At 69.5% G+C, this 22,876-nt stretch carries 13 protein-coding genes; all 13 read left to right on the plus strand.

Going from position 1 to position 22,876, the window contains the following annotated elements; all coding sequences use genetic code 11:
• The first annotated feature begins 747 nt into the window (after positions 1–747).
• The 13 genes from purL to AC5P7A_RS07190 all read left to right on the plus strand — a co-directional run bounded on the left by purL (position 748) and on the right by AC5P7A_RS07190 (position 22,874).
• Positions 748–4,632: a phosphoribosylformylglycinamidine synthase gene (gene purL, locus AC5P7A_RS07130; protein ID WP_140222906.1), complete on the plus strand. Its 3,885-nt coding sequence runs from the start codon at positions 748–750 to the stop codon at positions 4,630–4,632.
• A 439-nt stretch (positions 4,633–5,071) separates the two neighbouring features.
• Positions 5,072–12,253: an ESPR-type extended signal peptide-containing protein gene (locus AC5P7A_RS07135; protein WP_495219990.1), complete on the plus strand. Its 7,182-nt coding sequence runs from the start codon at positions 5,072–5,074 to the stop codon at positions 12,251–12,253.
• A 157-nt stretch (positions 12,254–12,410) separates the two neighbouring features.
• Positions 12,411–14,264 carry a S8 family peptidase gene (locus tag AC5P7A_RS07140; protein WP_495219991.1) on the plus strand — a complete coding sequence of 618 codons (1,854 nt, stop codon included), beginning with the start codon at positions 12,411–12,413 and terminating at the stop codon, positions 14,262–14,264.
• Between the two features lie 136 nt (positions 14,265–14,400).
• A complete protein-coding gene (gene gspE, locus AC5P7A_RS07145; protein WP_495219992.1) occupies positions 14,401–16,122 on the plus strand; it encodes a type II secretion system ATPase GspE in 1,722 nt (573 codons plus the stop codon).
• Positions 16,123–16,146: 24 nt separating this feature from the next.
• Complete coding sequence (gene xpsF, locus AC5P7A_RS07150) at positions 16,147–17,367, plus strand: type II secretion system protein XpsF (protein ID WP_032956504.1); 1,221 nt, start codon at positions 16,147–16,149, stop codon at positions 17,365–17,367.
• Between the two features lie 49 nt (positions 17,368–17,416).
• Entirely contained in the window at positions 17,417–17,860 is a 444-nt protein-coding gene (gspG, locus tag AC5P7A_RS07155; protein WP_014645890.1) for a type II secretion system major pseudopilin GspG, read from the plus strand.
• 6 nt (positions 17,861–17,866) lie between these two features.
• Positions 17,867–18,361: a type II secretion system protein XpsH gene (gene xpsH, locus AC5P7A_RS07160; protein ID WP_014645891.1), complete on the plus strand. Its 495-nt coding sequence runs from the start codon at positions 17,867–17,869 to the stop codon at positions 18,359–18,361.
• Positions 18,358–18,777, plus strand: coding sequence for a type II secretion system protein XpsI (xpsI, locus tag AC5P7A_RS07165; RefSeq protein ID WP_075076486.1), 420 nt, complete (start codon positions 18,358–18,360; stop codon positions 18,775–18,777). The genes xpsH and xpsI overlap by 4 nt, the downstream gene beginning before the upstream one ends.
• Positions 18,774–19,406 carry a type II secretion system protein J gene (locus AC5P7A_RS07170; protein ID WP_049404741.1) on the plus strand — a complete coding sequence of 211 codons (633 nt, stop codon included), beginning with the start codon at positions 18,774–18,776 and terminating at the stop codon, positions 19,404–19,406. Before xpsI ends, AC5P7A_RS07170 begins: the two co-directional genes overlap by 4 nt.
• Positions 19,403–20,266: a type II secretion system minor pseudopilin gene (locus AC5P7A_RS07175; RefSeq protein ID WP_046428741.1), complete on the plus strand. Its 864-nt coding sequence runs from the start codon at positions 19,403–19,405 to the stop codon at positions 20,264–20,266. The genes AC5P7A_RS07170 and AC5P7A_RS07175 overlap by 4 nt, the downstream gene beginning before the upstream one ends.
• Positions 20,263–21,408 carry a PilN domain-containing protein gene (locus tag AC5P7A_RS07180; RefSeq protein WP_111205443.1) on the plus strand — a complete coding sequence of 382 codons (1,146 nt, stop codon included), beginning with the start codon at positions 20,263–20,265 and terminating at the stop codon, positions 21,406–21,408. Before AC5P7A_RS07175 ends, AC5P7A_RS07180 begins: the two co-directional genes overlap by 4 nt.
• A complete protein-coding gene (gene gspM, locus AC5P7A_RS07185) occupies positions 21,383–22,096 on the plus strand; it encodes a type II secretion system protein GspM (RefSeq protein ID WP_032957951.1) in 714 nt (237 codons plus the stop codon). Before AC5P7A_RS07180 ends, gspM begins: the two co-directional genes overlap by 26 nt.
• A complete protein-coding gene (locus AC5P7A_RS07190) occupies positions 22,086–22,874 on the plus strand; it encodes a type II secretion system protein, XpsN-like (protein WP_014645897.1) in 789 nt (262 codons plus the stop codon). Before gspM ends, AC5P7A_RS07190 begins: the two co-directional genes overlap by 11 nt.
• The last annotated feature ends 2 nt before the right edge of the window (positions 22,875–22,876 follow it).

Raw genomic sequence — 22,876 nt, forward strand, 5'->3', positions numbered from 1 at the left:
GAGGGGGCGGACGGGGTACCTGGGGGGCCGGGGAGAGAGTCCGGCGCCAGGTGGGGACAACGTTGTCATCAATCGCGTGGTCAATCCGTGAGCAAGCGCATGGTTCCGGGATTCGGGCGGAGAGCGGCGCTGCGCGCGGTCGGCGGCCATCGGCGGAGCCCCCTCGTGGCTGGTCGGGCGCGAATTCATGGGTTTGGCCGGGTGGGTGGGGTCAGGCGGGGACGCCGTGAACCCGTCCCTGGGGGCTTGGCCGCGGCATCCATGCCGCGGACACCCCGCCTGACCCCACCCACCCGGCCTCTGACAGGTTCCTGCGCAGCCAGCCACGAAAGACAGAACAAAAAATCAAAATCAAAAGCAGAAGCCGGTCGCTGCGCTCTCCAATGCCTGATTTCTGATGTTCCCTGGTTGCCGGCCAGCGGCCGGCACTACCGCAGAGCCTCCACGCATGGCGTGGATCCACCGCACATCGCGGGAAACTGTCGGGGGCGGGGTGGTGGGGGCCAGCAGGACCGTTGGCGCCATGGATGGCGCCATCGAGCTCCCATGGACGGGTTTACGGCGTGTCCTGCTGGCCCCCACCCCCCCGCCATCCCACGGGAACCCAGCTTTTGCTTGGGCCATTGCCGTTGCCATTGCCGTTGCCGCTGCCTTGGCCTCGGCGGGTGCCGGGCGCCGCCCGGCCAGAGCCCATCCCCCGCTTCCGGTACAATGTCGGGCCCGTTTCCCAACTACGGTTCCCCGGACATGATGGTCCTCGAGGGCGCGCCCGCCCTGTCGCCGTTCCGCCGCGAACGTCTTGAATCCCGCCTGCAGTCCATCGCTCCCTCCCTGCGCATCAGCGGTGCCTGGCACGTCTATTTCGTGCAGCCCGAAGGCAGCGCCGCCCCCGACCTGACCACCCTGTGCCGCATCCTCGAAGCGGCGCCGCAGGCCGAAGCCGTGGCCGACGGCGCGGTCAGCCGCATCGTGGTGCCGCGCCTGGGCACGCTGTCGCCGTGGTCGAGCAAGGCCACCGAACTGGTCCGCGGTGCCGGCCAGCCGGTCAGCCGGGTCGAGCGTGGCCTGCGCATCGACGTGCAGGGCTGGCCGGCCGATGCCGCCGCCCAGCAGGCGCTGGTCAAGGCGCTGCACGACCCGATGACGCAGTCGGTGCTGGAGACCGTGGAACAGGGCCAGGCGCTGTTCTCGGCACCGGCCCGGGGTGAACTGGAGCGCGTGCCGGTGGACCAGCTGGAGGCCGCCAACCAGCGCCTCGGCCTGGCCATGGCCCAGGACGAGATCGACTACCTGCGCGAGCGTTTCACTGCGCTGGGCCGGTCGCCGTCGGACGTGGAACTGATGATGTTCGCGCAGGCCAATTCCGAGCACTGCCGCCACAAGATCTTCAACGCCAGCTGGACCATCGACGGCCAGGAGCAGGACCGCTCGCTGTTCCGGATGATCAAGAACACCCACCAGCAGACTCCGCAGCACACGCTCAGCGCGTACAGCGACAATGCCGCGGTGATCGAAGGCCATCCGGCCTCGCGCTATCGCCCCGATCCGGCCAGTGGCGAATACCGCCGCGAGCCGCAGGTGCCCAGCGCGTTCCAGATCAAGGTGGAAACGCACAACCATCCGACCGCGATCGCGCCGTTCCCGGGTGCCTCGACCGGTGCCGGTGGCGAGATCCGCGACGAGGGCGCGACCGGCCGTGGCGGCAAGCCGAAGGCGGGCCTGACCGGCTTCTCGGTCTCGCACCTGCGCATCCCCGAGCTGCCGCAGCCGTGGGAAGCGCCGCGCGCGCTGAACCCGCGCATGGCGCCGGCGCTGGAAATCATGACCGACGGCCCGCTCGGCGGCGCCGCGTTCAACAACGAATTCGGCCGCCCGAACCTGCTCGGCTACTTCCGCAGCTTCGAGCTGCCCGAAGGCGCCGATCTGGTGCGTGCGTACGACAAGCCGATCATGCTGGCCGGCGGCCTCGGCGCGATTGATCGCGTGCAGGTCGACAAGATCCCGCTGCAGGCCGGTGATGCGGTCATCGTGCTCGGCGGGCCGGCGATGCTGATCGGCCTGGGCGGTGGCGCCGCCAGTTCGGTGGCCTCCGGCGAGAGCGCCGAGGACCTGGACTTTGCCAGCGTGCAGCGCGACAACCCGGAAATGGAGCGCCGCTGCCAGGAGGTCATCGACCGCTGCGTGGCGATGGGCGCCAACAACCCGATCAAGTTCTTCCACGACGTCGGTGCCGGTGGCCTGTCCAATGCCATCCCCGAACTGCTGCACGACTCCAAGGTTGGCGGTGTCATCGACCTGGGCAAGGTGCCCACCGATGATCCGTCGCTGTCGCCGATGCAGCTGTGGTGCAACGAGTCGCAGGAGCGCTACGTGCTGGGCGTGGCCCAGGAGCGCCTGGCCGAGTTCGCCGCGCTGTGCGCCCGCGAGCGCTGCCCGTTCGCTGCCGTCGGCGTGGCCACCGCTGAGGAGCACCTGGTGGTGGCCTACGGTGCCGTGCCGGGCCACACCCCGGCCGATGCGCCGATCGACCTGCCGATGGACGTGCTGTTCGGCAAGCCGCCGAAGATGCACCGCGACACCGCGCACCCGCCGGCACCGCGCTGGCCGGCGCTGAAGACCGGCGGCCTGGACCTGCAGGAAGCCGGCCTGCGCGTACTCGCGCACCCGACCGTCGCCTCGAAGAACTTCCTGGTCACCATCGGTGACCGCAGCGTCGGTGGCCTGACCGCGCGTGAGCAGATGGTCGGCCCGTGGCAGCTGCCGGTGGCCGACGTGGCGATCACCCTGGCCGACTTCGATGGCGTGGCTGGCGAAGCGATGTCGATCGGCGAGCGCACCCCGCTGGCCCTGCTCGATGCGGCGGCTTCGGCACGCATGGCGGTGGGCGAAGCGCTGACCAACCTGTGTGCGGCCCCGGTCGATGCGCTGGATGAAATCAAGCTGTCGGCGAACTGGATGGCCGCGGCCGGTCATCCGGGCGAAGACGCACTGCTGTACGACGCGGTGAAGGCGGTGGGCATGGAACTGTGCCCGCAGCTGGACATCAGCATCCCGGTGGGCAAGGACTCGCTGTCGATGCAGGCGCAGTGGCACGACCAGGGCGAAGCGCACAAGAGCGTGTCGCCGGTGTCGCTGGTGATCTCGGCTTTCGCGCCGGTCGCCGACGTGCGCCAGCAGCTGACCCCGCTGCTCGACCGCGACGTGGACAGCGAGCTGTGGCTGATCGGCCTGGGTGCCGGCAAGCAGCGCCTGGGCGGTTCGATCCTGGCCCAGGTGCACGCCGACCATGGCGATCTGCCGGCCTTCGCCGGTGCCGCTCCGGACCTGGACGATCCGCAGCGCCTGCGTGGCTTCTTCGAGCTGATCCGCGATGCGCGCCAGTCCGGCCTGCTGCTGGCCTACCACGACCGCAGCGACGGTGGTGCCTTCGCCGCACTGTGCGAAATGGCCTTCACTTCGCGCCTTGGCCTGGACATCACGCTCGATGCCTGGGGCGATGATCCGTTCCGCAGCCTGTTCAACGAAGAACTGGGTGCGGTGGTGCAGATCGCGCGCGAAGACCGCGCTGCGTTCGCCGACCTGGTCGAACGCCACGCACTGACCGAATGCGCACAGCGCATCGCCAAGCCGACCACCGCGCCGGTGGTGCGCGTGTCGCTGGGTGGCGAGAACCTGGCCGAATGGCGTTGGGACGCGCTGTTCGACGCCTGGTGGTCGGTCACCCACGCGATGCAGAAGCGCCGCGACAACCCGGCCAACGCCGATGCCGAGCGCGAGGTCGCCCGTGCCTTCAACGCACCGGGCCTGAAGCCCAAGCTCAGCTTTGACCTAAACGAGGATGTGGCGGCACCGTTCATCAGCACCGGTGCGCGTCCGCGCGTGGCGGTGCTGCGCGAGCAGGGCGTCAACGGCCAGATCGAAATGGCCAACGCCTTCGAACGTGCCGGCTTCCGCGCCTTCGACGTGCACATGAGCGACCTGATCGAAGGCCGCGTGGCGCTGCAGGACTTCACCGGCCTGGTCGCCTGCGGTGGCTTCAGCTACGGCGACGTGCTCGGTGCCGGCCGTGGCTGGGCCACCTCGATCCTGGAGCGCAGCGCGCTGCGTGATGCCTTCGCCGCGTTCTTCGCGCGCGAAGACAGCTTCGCGCTGGGCGTGTGCAACGGCTGCCAGATGATGAGCCAGCTCAAGAACATCATCCCGGGTGCCGGACACTGGCCGCAGTTCCGCCGCAATGCCAGCGAGCAGTTCGAAGCCCGCACCGCGCTGCTGGAAGTGGTGGAATCGCCGTCGATCCTGCTGCGTGGCATGGCCGGCTCGCGCCTGCCGGTAGCGGTGGCGCACGGCGAAGGCCAGGCCGTGTTCGACAACGCCGTCGACCAGGCTGCCGCCCGCGTCTCGCTGCGCTACATCGATGGCCATGGCAACGTCGCCAGCCAGTACCCGCTGAACCCGAACGGTTCGCCGGACGGCATCACCGGCCTGACCAGCACCGACGGCCGCGTCACCATCATGATGCCGCACCCGGAGCGCACCCCGCGCGCGCTCAACCTGAGCTGGGCACCGGCTGAATGGCAGGGTGATTCGCCGTGGATGCGCATGTTCCGCAACGCGCGGGTGTGGTGCGGCTGATCGCATCGTTCCGCGCAGGCCGCAATGCCACCGCGTATGGAAAAACCCGCCGCTTTGTCGGCGGGTTTTTCTTTGTGTGCGTGAAATTGCTGATCTGGCCGCTAGTTACATCCGTTTTCATGCGCCAGCAGTTCGTCACGTATGTCTAACAAAATGCCTTTATAAACACGTGAAATAGTGAACTGCTTCACGGCAATAGGATTTGTCGTGTCAAAGTCTTGACGATCTGCAAAGTTGCCGTTAACACTTGAACCCCGTTTCAGAATCATTCATTTCGCAGTAACCGGTTGGCGCACGCGCTCGGTTTTCTGTCGCTGCGCGCCGTTCGGCAATACCCCGCAGTAAATCACGCGAATAAACGCCCCCAGGGGACGTTGGGCCGGAAAGCCCAGCGGTGGCGTTGCTTTGCCCAAAACCAGTCCAATCAGGAGCCGTACCGATGAATCGGATTTATCGCAAGGTCTGGAACAAAGCACTGGGTCAGTTGGTGGTGGCCTCGGAACTGGCCTCCTCCGACAGCAGCAGTGGCGGGGTCGTCGACCAGCGCCGCGATGCGACACAGGCCACGCCCGCACTGCTGGCGGTGGCACTGGGCCTGGTATTGGGGTTGGGCATGAGCGGCAGCGCGACGGCACAGTCGGTGCAGATCGGCGGCAGCGCCACCTGCGTTGCATTCAGCGGCAAGCTGCTGGAAAAGTGCCTGATCGAAGGCTCGGCCACGGCCAAGGGCAGCAACGCGGTGGCGATCGGCAGCAACAGCAATGCCAGCGCCGCCAACAGCGTGGCGCTGGGCGCTGGCTCCAAGGCCACGCGGGCCAATACCGTGTCCATCGGCGATGCCGGCAAGGAGCGGCAGATCACCAACGTGGCTGCTGGCACGCAGGGCACCGATGCGGTGAACAAGGCGCAGCTGGACGCGCAGGCGCGCGCCACGCAGGCCGCGCTGGCTGATGTCGCCGCCGATGGAAACCGCTATTTCAAGGCCGACGGCGCAGGCGATGACAGCGACGCGGCGAAGATCGAGGGGCAGGGCGCAGTCGCGGCCGGCGCCGGTGCACAGGCGCTGGCCAACGCCACCACCGCCATCGGAACCCAGGCCATTGCCGCCGGTCTCGGCGCCAGTGCCTTCGGCCAGGGCGCCCTGGCCATCGGCGATGCCAGCGTGGTGGTCGGGCAGAGCGCGGCCGCGTTCGGGCTTGGCGATACAGCCGTCGGCGCCAGCGCGTACGCAGCCAGCGAGAACGGCGCGGCCACCGCACTCGGTGCGTTGTCCGAAGCCACTGCCGATGGCGCGACGGCCGTCGGCGGTGGTGCCGTGGCGATGGGCCCGGGCAGCACCGCACTGGGCCGCGGCGCCACTGCCGCCAATGAAGCATCGATCGCGGTGGGGGCGTTCAGCACTGCCGTGGGTGAGTACAGCACCGCGCTGGGGTCCAACTCGGCGGCGGTCGCCACCGGCAGCGTGGCGCTGGGCGCCGGCTCGCTGGCCGACCGTGTCGACACCGTGTCGGTCGGCGCCGCCGAATACGGCCTGACCCGGCAGATCACCAGCGTCGCGGCGGGCACCGAAGACACCGACGCGGTCAACGTCGGCCAGTTGAAGGGCGTCGCCGCCGTGGCCGATGCCACCGCCAAGCGTTTCCAGGCCACGGGCAGCAGCAACAGTGATGCGGGTGCATTGGCCGAGGGCGACGAGGCGCTGGCGGCTGGCGAGGCCGCCAATGCGATCGGCAAGGGTGCGACGGCCGTGGGCGCCGGTGCAACCGCCGTCGCGCAGAACGCCACCGCCGTTGGCAACAACGCACTGGCCTCAGGTCAGAACAGCGCCGCGTTCGGCAACAATGCACAGGCGAACGGCCCAGGCAGCGTCGCCGTCGGTGGTGCTGCGGTGGATGCCGATGGCAATCCGCTGATCACCAGTGGCGGCGTGCCGGTGGAAACCGGCGCCACCAGTGCCGGTGTCGGGGGTACTGCGGTGGGTGCGAGTGCCGAGGCCGGTGGTTTCGCCGCGTCGTCCTATGGCGTTGGCGCATATGCCGCCGGCGCGCAGTCGTCCGCGTTCGGTGCGGTTGCCAATGCCATCGGTGATTACTCCACCGCGCTGGGTACGCAGAGCAATGCCACCGGCACCAGCAGCGTGGCCATCGGCGGCCCGGCCGATCTGATTCCAGGCCTGGGCTTCTTCGTGCAGACCCAGGCCAGCGGCGAAGCGTCGACCGCCGTCGGCGCCGGCGCCATCGCCAGCGGTGATCGCGCGGTGGCCAACGGCAGCCTGACCGAAGCGTCCGGCGCCGAAGCGACTGCGGTCGGCTACTTCGCCTACGCACCGGGCGAGAACGCCAGCGCGCTCGGCGCGCAGACCTGGGCCAGCGGCGCGCAGAGCACCGCCGTGGGCTACTACGCCACCGCACGCGGTGCCAACAGCGTTGCGCTCGGCGCCAACTCCGAAGCGGTGCGTGCCAACAGCGTGGCCGTGGGCAGTGCCGGCAACGAACGGCAGATCACCAGCGTCGCCGCGGGCAGTGAAGCCACCGATGCAGTGAACAAGGCGCAGCTCGACGCGGTGGCCAGCACCGCCGACAGCACAGCGCGCTTCTTCCAGGCCCAGCCGGAAGCAGGCAGCGATGCGGGTGCATTGGCCGAGGGCGAAGGTGCGGTTGCGGCGGGTTCGTCGAGCAATGCGATCGGCGCCGGCGCGGTTGCACAGGGCGCAGCAGCCTCGGCCATCGGTGACGACGCCGTGGCGGTGGGTCGCAACAGCAACGCCACCGGCAATGGCGGTGTTGCCATCGGTGGCCTCGGCCAGGCCTACGACGAGTACAACCAGCCGATCATCGGTGCCGACGGTACGGCACAGCAGGTCGGCACCACTGCCGTCGCCGACGCCACAGCGGTCGGCAGTGGTGCGCAGGCGACCGGTGCTGCCAGCAGTGCGTTCGGCAACGCCGCCAGGGCCAGCGGAGACAACAGCTTCGCGGCCGGCGGCAAGTCGCGTGCGACCGGCAGCTACGCGGTTGCGGTTGGCGACAGCGCCTTCGCCAGCAGTGACGACAGCACCGCCGTCGGTGGCTACAGCTGGGCTACCGAAAGCGGGGCGAGTGCGTTCGGTTCCGGCGCCTGGGCAACGGCCACCAATGCCTCGGCATTTGGCAACGCGGCCTGGGCCAGTGGCAGTGGTGCGACCTCCATCGGTTACAACAGCTGGGCCAACGGCACCAGCTCCACCGCCGTCGGTCGCGGCGCATTCGGTTATGGCGACAACAGCGTGGCGCTGGGCTTCCAGGCGCTGGGCAACAGCCTCAACAGCATCGCCATCGGCACCAACACGGTGGCCGGTGGTGAAAGCGCGATCGCGCTCGGTGCCGGCAGCAACGCCAGCGCCAGCAACGCCGTCGCACTGGGCGCCGGCTCGGTCGCCAACCGCGCCCGCAGCGTTTCGGTCGGCAGCACCGGCAACGAACGCCAGGTGACCAACGTCGCCGCCGGTACCCAGGCCACCGACGCGGTGAACAAGGCGCAGCTGGATGCCGTGGCGGGCGCGGCAGCCACCACCAGCCGCTTCTTCCAGGCCAGCGGCAACGGCGGTGATGTGGCCGGTGCACTGGTGGACGGTGACAACGCGCTGGCCGCCGGTGATGCGGCCAACGCCATCGGCAACGGGGCCACCGCACTCGGCAGTGGCGCCAACGCGCTGGCCAGCAATGCGCAGGCACTGGGCGTCAACGCCCTGGCCAGCGCCGCCAACGCCAGCGCGGTCGGTGCAAATGCACAGGCGACCGCTGAATACGCAACCGCGCAGGGTGCGGAAAGCGAGGCCAGTGGCGAGCAGAGTGCGGCGTTCGGTGCGGCCAGCATCGCCAGCGGTGCTGGCAGCACCGCGACCGGCGTGCTGTCCGAAGCCTCCGGCGAGGAGGCGGTGGCAGTGGGGTACTTCAGCAATGCCAGTGGCAGCGGCGCCACCGCGGTCGGCAGCGAGAGTGTCGCAAGTGGCACCGCGTCGGCAGCGTTCGGCATCGGTGCCGAGGCGACCGGCGGCTACAGCACCGCCATCGGTGGCTATGCACAGGCCTCGGCCTTCAATGCCACGGCCTTCGGCAACTTCGCCAATGCCTCCGGCTCCAACAGCGTGGCGCTGGGCGGTGATTCGGAAGCCTCCGGTGCCTACAGCACCGCCACTGGCCAGGGCAGCCTGGCCACCGGCACCAACAGCGTCGCCGTCGGCGGATCGCTGTTCGGCGTGCTGGCCACCGAAGCATCGGGCAACTACTCCACCGCCGTCGGTGGCGGCGCCTGGTCCGGTGGCATCAACAGCACCGCGCTGGGCAACGCCGCCGAATCGCGCGCTGCCAACAGCGTGGCGCTGGGTGCCGATTCGATCGCCGACCGCGACAACACCGTGTCGGTCGGCGGCGGTGGCAACACCCGCCAGATCACCAACGTGGCTGATGGCACGCAGGGCAATGATGCGGTCAACAAGAGCCAGCTCGACGCCGTAGCCGCCGCAGCGGAAAAGACCAGCAGGCAGTTCCAGGCCAGCGGCAACGCCGATGGCGAAACAGGGGCACTGGTCGAGGGCGACAACGCGCTGGCGGCCGGCGATGCGGCCAACGCCATCGGCAACGGGGCCACCGCGCTGGGCAGCGGTGCCAACGCGCTGGCGGCCAACGCCACGGCCGTGGGCATCGATGCATTGGCCACCGGCAACAATGCGGCGGCGCTGGGCAGCACAGCGCAGGCCAGCGGTGAAGACAGCCTTGCGCTCGGCACCGGTGCCAGCGCCAGCGAGCTCGGCGCCAGCGCGGTCGGTGCGCGTGCACAGGCCAGCGGTGCGTACAGCACGGCAACCGGCACCGAATCCAACGCCAGCGGCACGCAGGCCCTGGCCAGCGGCTTCCGTAGTGCCGCCTCTGCCGATGGCACCACTGCCGTCGGTGGCTATGCCGAGGCCAGTGGACGCCTCGGCACCGCATTGGGCTACGGCTCGGCGGCCAGTGGTGCCAACACGACCGCCGTCGGCTTCGGTGCTGCTGCAGCCGGTACCGGTGCCGTGGCGGTGGGTCAGTCCAGCGAGGCCAGCGGCGAGGAGAGCGTGGCCATCGGTGGCAGCACCTTCTTCGGCCTGATCCCGTCGCGTGCCAGTGGCACCGGTGCGGCGGCGTTCGGTGCCGGCGCATGGGCGACCGAAGACTACGCCACGGCAATCGGCTGGAACTCGTGGGCCGCCGGCAGCAATGCCACGGCCCTGGGCGCCAACGCCACCGCCAACGGCAGCAACAGTGTCGCCCTCGGTGCCGGCTCCAAGGCCGACCGTGACAACACCGTGGCCGTCGGCAAGGCCGGTGGCGAACGCCAGGTGACCCATGTGGCAGCCGGTACCGAAGCCACCGACGCGGTGAACAAGGGCCAGCTGGATGCCGTTGCCAGCGTCGCCGACAGGACCAGCCGCCAGTTCCAGGCCAGCGGCAATGCCGATGGCGAGGCCGGTGCCCTGGTGGACGGTGACAACGCCTTGGCCGCCGGCAACGCGTCCAACGCCATCGGCAACGGTGCCACCGCGCTGGGCAGTGGCGCCAACGCGATGGCCGCCAACGCCACGGCGGTAGGCGCCGACGCCCTGGCGACCGGCAGCAACGCGGCGGCACTGGGTACCAACGCACAGGCCAGTGGTGTCGACAGCGTGGCCGTGGGCAGCGCTGCCCGCGCCAGTGAACTCGGCGCCAGCGCTACCGGCGCCGGCGCCCAGGCCAAGGGCGCCTACAGCACCGCCAGCGGCGCGCAGGCCACGGCCAGCGGCACGCAGTCGCAGGCCAGCGGTTTCCGCGCCACTGCCTCGGCCGATGGCGCCTCGGCGCTGGGCAGCTACGCCGAAGCCAGTGGTCGACTGGGTACTGCGGTGGGCTACGGCAGCAAGGCCACCGGTGCGAACGCCACCGCGGTGGGTGTCAGTGCCAACGCTTCGGCGGCCGGCAGCATCGCACTGGGCGCAGGCTCGGTGGCTGATCGTGCCAACACCGTGTCGGTCGGCAGTGCCAGCAGTGATCGACAGATCACCCGTGTCGCCGCCGGTACCGAGCGCACCGATGCAGTCAATCGTGGCCAGCTCGATGCGGTCGCGGCGACCGCCGATGGCACCGCACGCTACGTCAAGGCCAGCGGCGCGGGTACCGCCAGTGCCAGCGGCAGCGATGCCGCAGCGATCGGTTCGGCCGCCAGTGCCAGCGGCGCACGCAGCAATGCGCTGGGTGCCAATGCGATGGCCATCGGCAACGGTGCGCTTGCACTGGGCAACAGTGCCGGCGCGTCCGGTGCGAACTCGGTGGCACTGGGTGCGGGCTCGCGTGCGCTCGATGCCAACGTGGTGTCGGTCGGTGGTGGCAACGGCACCGATGGCCCGGCCGCGCGCCGCATCGTCAATGTGGCCGACGGCCGCATCGCCGCCGGCAGCAGCGACGCGGTCACCGGCTCGCAGCTCAACGTCACCAACCAGCGCGTGGGCGCCGTGGAAACCCGTGTCGGTGATTTCGACTCGCGCATCGCCACGGTCGAGACCACGGCGGCCAGCGCCGTCGGCTATGACGACGCCAGCCGTGACCGCCTGACCCTGTCCGGCTTCCAGGGCACCACCATCGACAACGTCGGCGCGGGCAACATCGCCGCCGGCAGCCGCCAGGCGATCAATGGCGGGCAGCTGTTCCAGTCGCTCAGTGATGCCGCCAGCTTCCTCGGCGGTGGTGCCAGCGTCGGCATGCAGGGTGTGTTCGTGGCGCCGAACTACGTGATCCAGGGCGCCACCTACAGCAATGTCGGCGATGCGCTGGGCGCGCTGGACCGCAAGGTCAGTGAGATTGACCGTCGCACTGCCGGTGGCACGCGAGCAGGCGCGTCCAGCCTGCGCGCAATGAGTGCTTCGCTGGATGAAAGCCCGCTGGCCAGCGTGGCCGACGCACCGGCAACGACCGATGCCGCACCGGCCAGTGCCGCACGCGTGCAGGGCACGCCAACGGTGGCCGCGGCGGGGGCGGGCATTCCGGTCGGCACCCCGGCCACCGGCTTCAACGCCGTGGCCATGGGCGATGGCGCGGTAGCCAGCGGCGCTTCGTCCACGGCCATCGGCCAGGGCGCCAGTGCCACGGCGGCAAATGCCGTGGCGCTGGGCCAGGGCTCGGTTGCCGATCGTGCCAACACGGTCTCGGTGGGCAGCGAAGGCAACGAACGCCAGGTCACCAACGTCGCCGCGGGCACCACCGCCACCGACGCCGTCAACAAGGGCCAACTGGATCGTGGCATGGCGACGGCGAACAGCTACACCGACAGTCGCGTCCAGGCCGTTGCCGACAGCTTCGATGTGTTCAAGGGCGAGATCGACGGACGCCTGCGCCACATGGACCGCCGCATCGACCGCCAGGGCGCGATGAGCGCAGCGATGCTCAACATGGCCACCAGTGCCGCCGGTATCCGCACCCAGAACCGTGTCGGCGTCGGCATCGGTTTCCAGGGTGGCGAGTCGGCGTTGTCGCTGGGTTACCAGCGTGCGATCAGCGATCGCGCCACGGTCACCTTCGGCGGCGCCTTCAGCAGTGACGACAGTTCGGTCGGCGTCGGTGCCGGCTTCGGCTGGTAAGCCACTCCATCGCGCCGGCGGCCACCCACGCCGGCGCCGTACCTGCAGTGAGGGCCTGGGGGGAGGTCACGGCAATCCCGGCTGGGCCGGCCGGGAGTCGTCAAGGAATGATGGCCGCAGTGTTGGTTCGATCCATGACCCAGAAGAGGAATTCGACGTGATCAAGAAGCAGAACCTTCGCATCAATGTGCTTGCCGCCGCCGTGCTGTCGATGACGGCGGTCGGTGCCGTCCACGCCGCCGGGTTGCCGACCCGTGAACCGGTGCGCCAGGCCAGCACCGCCCAGCCGGGTACCGAGCGCATCATCGTCAAGTACCGGGCCGGCGCTGCTGCCGCCACCGACCGCTCGGCGAAGCTGTCCACCGTGCAGTCCGCACTGACCCGTGCCAGTCTCTCCGGCGGCACGTCACGCGCCAGCACGCTCGGCCCGCAGGTGGTCCGCAAGCTGTCTACCGGTGCGGACCTCATCCGTGTGCAGGGCCGCCTGGCACCGGCCGAACTGCAGCGCGTGCTGAAGGAACTGAAGGCCGATCCGTCGGTGCAGTACGCCGAAGCCGACGTGAAGCTGCGCCGCAGCGAACTGCGTGCCGGCAACGTGCAGCCGGCGCTGGTGCCGAACGATCCCTTCTACCAGCAGAGCCAGTGGCATCTGCACAATGCGGTCGGCGGCATCAACGCACCGGCGGCGTGGGATGTCTCGCAGGGCGAGGGCATCGTGGTGGCAGTGATCGATACCGGCGTCCTGCCGCAGCATCCGGACCTGGTCGGAAACCTGCTGGAAGGCTACGACTTCATCAGCGATGCGGAGACCTCGCGGCGCCCGACCAACGATCGCGTGCCGGGTGCGCAGGACTACGGTGATTGGGTCGAGAACGACAACGAGTGCTATGACGGCTCGCTGGCCGACGACAGTTCCTGGCACGGCACCCACGTCGCTGGCACCGTGGCCGAGCAGACCAACAACGGCGTCGGCATGGCCGGTGTCGCCTACAAGGCCAAGGTGCTGCCGGTCCGCGTGCTGGGCAAGTGCGGCGGCTACCTGTCCGACATCGCTGATGCGGTGACCTGGGCCTCCGGCGGTACCGTGACCGGCATCCCGGCCAACACCAATCCGGCCGAGATCATCAACATGAGCCTGGGGGGCGGTGGTTCCTGCGCCAGCACCTACCAGGACGCGATCAACGGCGCGATCTCGCGCGGTACCACGGTGGTGGTGGCTGCCGGCAATGAAGCCGACAACGCGTCCAAGTACCAGCCGGCCAGCTGCGAAGGCGTGGTGACCGTGGGTGCCACCCGCATCACCGGTGGCATCACCTACTACTCCAACTATGGAGCCCGCGTGGACCTGTCCGGTCCGGGCGGTGGCGGCAGTGTCGACGGCAACCCGGGCGGCTACATCTGGCAGACCGGCTCCAATGCGGCCACCACGCCGGAATCGGGCACGCCGGGCTACATGGGCATGGGCGGTACCTCGATGGCCTCGCCGCATGTGGCCGCCGTTGCGGCACTGGTGCAGAGCGCACTGATCGCCAAGGGCAAGGATCCGTTGACCCCGGCCGCGATGCGTACCCTGCTGAAGGAAACGGCGCGTCCGTTCCCGGTCGCCATCCCGGCGGCGACCCCGATCGGTACCGGCATCCTCGATGCCAAGGCCGCGCTGGCCAAGGCACTGGAAGAACCGTGCACCGAGAACTGCGGGCCGGTGGCCACGCCGCTGACCAACAAGGCCGCAGTCGGCGGCCTGAACGGTGCTGCCGGCAGCAGCAAGCTGTACAGCTTCGAAGCCGTCGCCGGAAAGCAGCTCAGCGTGATCACCTACGGTGGCACCGGCAACGTCTCGGTCTACATTGCCCAGGGGCGTGAGCCGAGCGCCAGCGACAACGACGGCAAGTCGACCCGTCCCGGCACGTCCGAAACGGTGCGGGTGAACAAGCCGGTGGCGGGCACCTACTACATCAAGGTGGTGGGCGAAGCGGCATACAACGGCGTGAGCATTCTCGCCACGCAGTAATCACCTCGTGTCGTAGTTGAACGGCCGACGCCCGTCACCCTGTGTGACGGGCTTCGTCTTTTTACGAAAGGTGGCCGCAGGGCGGCGGAAATCACGGCTTAACTGCTAAAGTCGGGCCGATTGACAGGAGAGTCACGTGAACGCGCTCGCTGCAACCGTTACCGACGACGCCGAAGGCCGCATTCTGGATGCGTTGCTGGCGCGCGGCCGGCTCAAGGAAGGAGACCTGGCACGCGCGCGGCCATTGCATGCCGAGGCCGGCGGCAGTCTGCTGGGCCTGCTGGTGCGCCTGGGCCTGGTGTCTGAACGCGACCAGGCACAGGCCAGCGCTGAGGTGCTGGGCCGGCCGCTGCTGGAAGGCAAGCAGGTGCCGGAGGCCCCGCCGCAGGCGCTGGCCGAGGGACTTCCGCTGTCGCTGCGCTTCCTGAAGCAGTTCCATGTGTGCCCGCTGGAGTTGGATGAACACGGGGTGCGGCTGTGGCTGGCCGATGCCCACGACGCCTATCCACAGCAGGCCGTGCAGTTGGCCCTTGGGGTCCCGGTGACACCGGTGCTGGGCATGCGCGCGGAGATCGATGACCTGGTCGAGCGCTGGTTCGGCCAGGGCCGCAGCGCGATGGGCGCGATCGTGGAAACCGCGGATGGCGAGGGCGGTGCGGTCGACGACATCGAGCACCTGCGCGACCTTGCGTCGGAAGCACCGGTGATCCGCCTGGTCAACCTGGTGATCCAGCGTGCGGTGGAGCTGCGCGCTTCGGATATCCATGTCGAACCGTTCGAGAGCCGGTTGAAGGTCCGCTACCGCGTCGATGGCGTGCTGGTGGAGGGCGAAAGCCCGCCGGCCAACCTCACCGCTGCGGTGATCAGCCGCATCAAGATCATGGCCCGGCTCAACATCGCCGAGCGCCGCCTGCCGCAGGACGGCCGCATCATGCTGCGCGTGCAGGGCAAGGAGCTGGACCTGCGCGTGAGCACGGTACCGACCGCGCATGGCGAAAGCGTGGTGATGCGCCTGCTGGACCGCGAAACGGTGGTGTTCGATTTCCACCGGCTCGGCTTCACCGATGCCTTCCTGCCGCAGTTCCGCAAGGTGCTGGAACAGCCGCATGGCATCCTGCTGGTCACCGGCCCGACCGGCTCGGGCAAGACCACCACGCTGTACACCGCGCTGAGCCAGCTCAACACCGCCGACGTCAAGATCATCACGGTCGAAGACCCGGTGGAATACCAGATAGAAGGCATCAACCAGATCCAGGCCAAGCCGCAGATCGGCCTCGACTTCGCCAATGCCCTGCGCAGCATCGTGCGCCAGGATCCGGACATCATCATGATCGGTGAAATGCGCGACCTGGAAACCGCGCGCATCGCCATCCAGTCGGCGCTGACCGGCCATCTGGTGCTGTCCACCCTGCATACCAACAACGCCGCCGGTGGCATCACCCGCCTGCTCGACATGGGCGTGGAGGACTACCTGCTCACGTCCACCATCAACGGCATCCTGGCCCAGCGCCTGGTACGCCGGCTGGAGCCGACCCACGCCGAGCGCTACGAAGCCTCGCCGGAAGAGATCGAGCGGTTCGAACTGCGCCGCCTGCAGCCGGAAGGGCCGATCCACCTGTACCGCCCGAAGCCGTCTGCGCTGGCACCGACCGGCTACCTGGGGCGTACCACCATCATGGAATTCCTGGTGATGAACGATGCGCTGCGCCGTGCGGTGATGCGCCGCGATGGCATGGGCGAGATCGAGCGCATCGCCCGCGAGGCCGGCATGCGCACCATGTACGAGGATGGCCTGTCCAAGGCGTTGAGCGGGCAGACCACCATCGAGGAAGTGCTGCGCGTGACCGAGGAAAGCTGATGCGTGCAGGACGCCGGGGCTGACATGCCGAACTATCGCTACAAGGCGCTCAATCCGCATGGCGAGGTCTTCGATGGGCAGATGGAAGCGGCCAGCGAGGCCGAGCTGATCGCGCGCCTGCAGGACCAGGGCCACCTGCCGATGGAGACGCAGCTGGCCGACGCCGGCGCGATCGGCGGCAGCAGCTGGCGCAACCTGCTGCAGCAGCGCCCGCTGCAGGGGGCCGCGCTGCTGCAGTTCACCCAGCAGCTGGCGACCCTGCTCGGTGCTGGCCAGCCACTGGACCGCGCGCTGTCGATCCTGCTGGGGTTGCCCGAGGACGAACGATCGCGCCGCGCGATCACCGACATCCGCGACGTGGTGCGCGGTGGCGCACCGCTGTCCACCGCGCTGGAGCGCCAGCATGGGCTGTTCTCGCGCCTGTACGTGAACATGGTGCGCGCCGGCGAAGCCGGTGGCAGCCTGCATGAAACCCTGCAACGCCTGGCCGACTACCTCGAGCGCAGCCGCGCGCTGCAGGGCAAGGTCATCAACGCGCTGGTCTACCCGGCGATCCTGCTGGTGGTGGTCGGTGGCGCGCTGTTGTTCCTGCTCGGCTACGTGGTGCCGCAGTTCGCGCAGATGTACGAAAGCCTGGACGTGGCGCTGCCGTGGTTCACCAACGCGGTACTGCAGCTGGGCCTGTTCGTGCGTGACTGGTGGGTGCTGCTGCTGGTGGTGCCCGGCGTGCTGGTGCTGTTCTTCGAGCGCAAGGCGCGGCAACCGGCGTTCCGGTTGGCGCTGGATGGCTGGCTGCTGCAGCGGCGTGGCATCGGTCGCCTCATCGGCGAGCTGGAAACCGCCCGGCTGGCGCGCACGCTGGGCACACTGCTGCGCAACGGCGTCCCCTTGCTGGGGGCACTGGGCATCGCGCGCAACGTGCTGGGCAACCGCGCCCTGGCCGCTGACGTCGAAACGGCCGCCGATGAAGTGAAGAACGGCGCCGGCCTGTCGCTGGCCCTGTCGCGCGGCAAGCGGTTCCCGCGCCTGGCGCTGCAGATGATCCAGGTCGGCGAGGAATCCGGCGCACTCGATACCATGCTGCTCAAGGCCGCCGACACCTTCGAACAGGACAGCGCCCGGCGCATCGACCGCATGCTGGCGGCGATGGTGCCGGCGATCACCCTGGTGCTGGCCTCGGTGGTCGGCGCGGTGATCGTGGCCGTGCTGGTGCCGCTGTATGACCTGACCAATGCCATCGGTTGACGATGGCACTCCCTGCAACCCCGATACTCCGCAACTGAAAGGACCGTCCATGATTGCCCGTCGCCGACCGATCCGCCTTTCCTTCACCGCCGCGCGCAACCAGTCGGGCATGAGCCTGCTGGAAATCATCATCGTCATCGTGCTGATCGGCGCGGTGCTGACCCTGGTCGCCAGCCGCGTGCTGGGCGGCGCCGACCGTGGCAAGGCCAACATCGCCAAGGCGCAGGTGCAGACCGTCGCCTCCAAGATCGACAACTACCAGATCGACACCGGCAAGCTGCCGGCCACGCTCAACGACCTGGTGACGGCGCCGGCCGGTGTCGGCGGCTGGCTCGGCCCGTACGCCAAGCCCGCCGACCTGAATGACCCGTGGGGCCACGCACTGGAGTACCGGGCGCCGGGCGAAGGCCAGCCGTATGAGCTGGTCAGCCTGGGCAAGGATGGCAAGGCTGGCGGCAGCAGCGTCGACGCTGACATCCGCTACCAGCCGTAACCGCGCATGACGCACTTCCTGCCGCGCCGGTTGCCACGCCCGCGCCTGCACGGCAGGCGCGCGGCTGGACTGTCGTTGCTGGAAATGCTGCTGGTGATCGCATTGATCGCGGCGATCGGCCTGATCACCGCCGCCGGCCTGTCGCGCGGGTTCGCCGGCATGCAGCTGCGCAGCGCCGGCAAGGACATCGCCAGCCAGCTGCGCATGGTGCGCGCGCAGGCGATCGCCCGCGGCGAACCGCAGCGCTTCGTGATCGAACCGGCACGGCGCCGCTGGGAGGGGGCCAACCAGCGCCACGGTGAGGTGCCGGCACAGCTGCAGGTGCAGTTCGAAGGTGCCGCACAGCTGGCCACCGCGGCGGGGCAGGGCGTGATCGAGTTCCATCCCGATGGTGGCTCCAGCGGCGGCCGTATCCGGTTGCAGCGCGACGGTGCCGAATGGCGCGTCGACGTCGGCTGGCTGACCGGCGAGGTCCGCTCCGGCCCCTGGCGGGCGCAATGAAGCGGCGCGCGCGTGGCTTCACCCTGCTGGAAGTGATCGTCGCTTTCGCCCTGCTGGGCCTGGCGTTGACCCTGCTGCTGGGCAGCCTGTCCGGTGGCGCGAAGCAGGTACGTGACGCCGAGCTGCGCACGCGTGCGGTGCTGCATGCACAGTCGTTGCTGGCCCAGGCCGGTGTCGACGCGCCGCTGCAGGTGGGCAGCCAGCAGGGTGACTGGGAACAGGGGCGCTATCACTGGGAGCTGCAGGTCCAGCCGTGGGTCGAGCCACGCGCCGGCAACGTCGTGCAGGCCACGTCAGCGGGCACCCCATGGCTGGCCGAGCTGCAGCTGCGGGTGCGCTGGGGCGACAGCGAGCGCGAACAACTGCACTGGCGCAGCCTGCGCCTGTTGCCGCCCGACCTGGAGAACGCGCGATGAAGCGGCGCGCCGCGGGCTTCACCCTGGTCGAAGTGATGCTGGCCACCGTGCTGCTGGCCGGTGGCCTGGCACTGGCCTTTGCCAGCGTGCGCTCGGCGATGGCGGTCAGCCAGCGCGGCGAGCAGATCGCCGCTGAAAGCGAACGCATGCGCGCGGTCGAGTCGTTGCTGCGCAGGCAGCTGGCGGGTGCACTGCGCACCCCGCTGGAGGCCCCGGACCCCACCCGCGAACCCATCTTCTTCCAGGGCGAGGAGCAACGCATGCTGTTCGCCGCCGACCTGCCCGGTTACCTCGGCCGTGGCGGCCCCTACCTGCACGCGCTGCAGGTGGACGGACGCGGTGGCCAACAGCGCCTGCTGCTGGACCTCGTGCTGCTGCAGGAAGGCGAGCGCATCGCCGAGAATCCGCCGCGCCCGCCGGAGGTGCTGGTGGACAACCTGAAGTCGGTGCAGCTGCGCTATCGCGGCATCGATGCCAGCACCGGGCAGGTGACCGACTGGCTGCCGCGCTGGGATGACACCCGCCGCCTGCCGATGCTGGTGGAAATCCAGATCGTGCCATCCCGGGGCGCGCCGTGGCCGCCACTGGTGGTGGCGCTGCGTGCCGGTGGCAGTGGAGGCACGCGATGAGCCGTCAGCGCGGGGCGGCATTGGTGCTGGTGCTGTGGCTGATCGCATTGATGACGGCGCTGGTCGGTGCGTTCGCGCTGAGCGCACGGGTCGAGCACCTGCAGCAGCGCGTGCTGGATGACGATGCACGCGGGCAGGAACGTGCGCGCGCCGGCCTCGAATATGCCCTCCTGCGCCTGTCAGCCGATCCGCAACGGGCGCCCTGGCGTGCCGATGGCCGTACCTACCGCTGGCAGTTCGACGACGCCAGCATCGAGATCAAGGTGCTGGACGAGAACGGCAAGATCAACCTGAACCTGGCCGACGCCGCACTGCTGACCGCCTTCCTCAAGGCGCTGGGCGAAGACGATGCACAGGCCCGGCAGTTGGCCGGCGCCATCATCGACTGGCGCGACGAGGACAGCCTGCTGCAACCGGGCGGTGGCGCCGAAGCGCCGGACTACGCCGCAGCCGGATTGCCCTACGGCCCACGCAACAAGCGCTTCGAGACCCTGGGCGAGCTGCAGCGGGTCCTGGGCATGCGCGGACCCCTGTACCGGGCGATGCTGCCGCACCTGACCCTCTACAGCCGCCAGGCACGGCCGGATCCGCAGTTCGCCAGCGCGCCGGTGCTGACCGCGCTGGGCCTGGATGCGGACAGTGTGATGGCGCAGCGCGCACAGCAGGAGCGTGATGCAGATTCCGCTGGCGGCACGACAACGCTTGCCAGCAGCAGCGGCACCTATAGTATCGAGTCCGGTGCCATCGACGGCAGTGGACGCAGGTCGGTGTTGCAGGCAGTGGTACGCAGTGGCTCGGGCGGGGTTCCCGGGCGGACTTACACAGTGCTTCGCTGGGAGCAGGGAATGACAGCAAGATGACGGCGTGGCAGGACAGTCTGCGGCAGGTGCAGGGCCGGATCGGCCCGGGCGCCGGCCGTTTCCTGCGCTGGTGGCGGCAGTCGCTGCTGGCCTGGGTGCCGGTGCGCTGGCAATGGGCATTGGGCTGGGGCCAGGCACGCCTGCTGCTGCTGCACGAGGGCGACCAGCTGCAGGTCTGGCGTGAAGCCGGCGAACGCCGCGAAGCGGTGGCGCGCCTGCCGTGGCCGCTGTCGCCGGTGGAGCTGGACCGCGTGCTGGAGCCTCGCCTGCGTACTCTGCCGCGGGTGTGGCTGCTGCCGGCGACGGACGTCCTGCGGCGTAGCCTGCGCCTGCCTGCCGCAGCGGCCGACCGCCTGCGCGCCGTGGTCGGTTTCGAGATCGACCGGCAGACCCCGTTCGAATCATCCCAGGTCAGTTATGACGTGCGTGAGCTCGGCGCGGGCGGCGAGGGCCAGCTGCAGGTCGAACTGGTGGCGTGGCCATTGCGGCAGCTGGACGCATGGCGCACCAGTGTGGGCCCATGGGCCGATGCGCTGGCGGGCGTCGATGCCATCGATGCGCAGGGCAACGTGCTGCAGGTGAACCTGCTGCCGCCCGCACAGCGCCAACTGCGGCCAGACCCGATGCGACGCTGGAACCTGCTTCTGGCAGTGGCTGCCGTCGTGATGCTGGTACTGGCCGCGGTGCAGCTGCTCGACAACCGCCAGGCCGCCGCCGATGAGCTGCGTGCACAGGTCGAGCGCAGCGCGCGCAGTGCGCGAGGTGTGGCCAGCGAACGCGCGCAGCTGCAGGCGCTGATCGATGGCGCCGCATTCCTGGAGAAGCAGCGCAGCCAGCGCGCCGGCACCGTTGAAATCTGGAACGAACTGACCCGGCGCCTGCCGGAAGGTACCTACCTGGAGAAGCTGGCGATCGAGAACAACAACCTGCAGCTGATCGGCCTGAGCCGCGAGGCGTCGCAGCTGGTGCAGCTGCTGCAGGACGCACCGCAGTGGCGCAAGGTCAACCTGACCGGGGTGCTGCAGGCCGATGGCGCGGCCAGTGGCCGCGACCGCTTCACCATGACCGCCGAACTGCAGCCGTTGCCGGCCGCCGCACCAACCCCGGAGGCGGCCGATGCCGATGCCAAGCGCACGCCGTGACCGCTGGCTGGCGCTGGCACTGCTGCTGGCAGTGCTGGGCCTGGCCTATCTGCTGCTGGTGCACCCCTGGTTCACCCAGCCGCTGCGTGCGATCGATGCCGATGTCGCCGCACTGCGCGAACGCGAGTCGCGCGTGCAGGCGCAGCTGCAGCAGCAGCCGCAGATCGAACAGCGCCTTCGCGCTACCCGCGAGGCACTGCAGCAGCGGCCAGGCTTCCTGCGCGAAGCCACTGCCGAAGCTGCCGCCGCTGCATTGGGCGCCCGGCTGCAGGATGCGGTGGCGATGGCCAGCCCGGGCAACCGCAGCTGCACCATCAGCAACCGCACGCCGCTGACCGACAACCGGCGCGACGCCGAGTTCGTGCGCGTCGCCATGCAGGTGCGCCTGCGCTGCGGGGTGGCCGAACTGGCCACCGTGCTGCACAGCCTGGAAACCGGCAGCCCACGCCTGTTCGTCGACAACCTCAACCTGATCGCGCAGCGCTTCCAGCAATCACCGAACGAATCGGGGCTGGGCCTGGACGTGTCCTTCGAGCTGGCCGGCTATCTGCTGCCGGGCGCTGCCGCCGATGGCACGGTTCCGGCGCCTGCTGCGACACCGGCACCGTCCGCGTCGCCGGCCGAGGCCGCACCTGCGCCGCAGCCGGCGCCCCCGTCCGAAGGACAGGAGGTGGCCGATGAAGCTTGAGCAGATCAGCCTGCGTACCGGCTTCCTGCTGGCGCTGGCCGGTTGGGCGGCCGCCGTCTGGCTGGCGACCGGCTTCGGGCTGGGCAGCCAGCTGCCGGGTGCCGGCGGTGATGCCGACGCCGCGCCATCGCTGCCATCGCTGCCGCCGCTGGCGGCCGAGCGCATGGCCAGCGCCGACAGCTACAGCGCGATCGGTGAGCGCCCGTTGTTCGCCGAAGACCGCAGGCCGCGGCCTTATCTGCTGGGTGGCAGCGAACCGGCGGCCAGCGCCGCGTTGCGCCTCACCGGTGTGCTGCTGACCGGCGATTTCGGCATGGCCACGTTCACCACCGAACAGAACCGCTCGCTGCGCCTGCGCCTCAACGGCGAAGCCGTGGATGGCTGGCAGCTGGTGGCGCTGCAGCCGCGCCAGGCGACGGTGATCGGCCCCGGTGGCAACCAGGTCCTGGAACTGGCGGTGTTCAACGGCCAGGGCGGTGAGCCGCCGACGGTGCTGCGCGGTGCCAACGGCGCACCGCCTGCAGGTGCGATCGTGGTGCCGCCCTCGGCGGGCGCTCCGCCGGCGCCGCCACCGCCCGCGGCAATCCCATCGCCGTCGCCCGCTGGCAATGCACCAGCGCCTGCGGCGGCCGCTGCAACAACCCCACCGGCCAACAACAACGGTCCCAGTGAAGCGCAGATGCAGGCCATCCGCGAGCGCATCCAGGCCCGCCGCCGCCAGCTGCAGCAACAGCAGCAACAACCGTCGCCGCCCCCGGGCGATGGCACCAACCGATAGAG

This window comes from Stenotrophomonas sp. YJH_SMC_65, assembly GCF_059369475.1.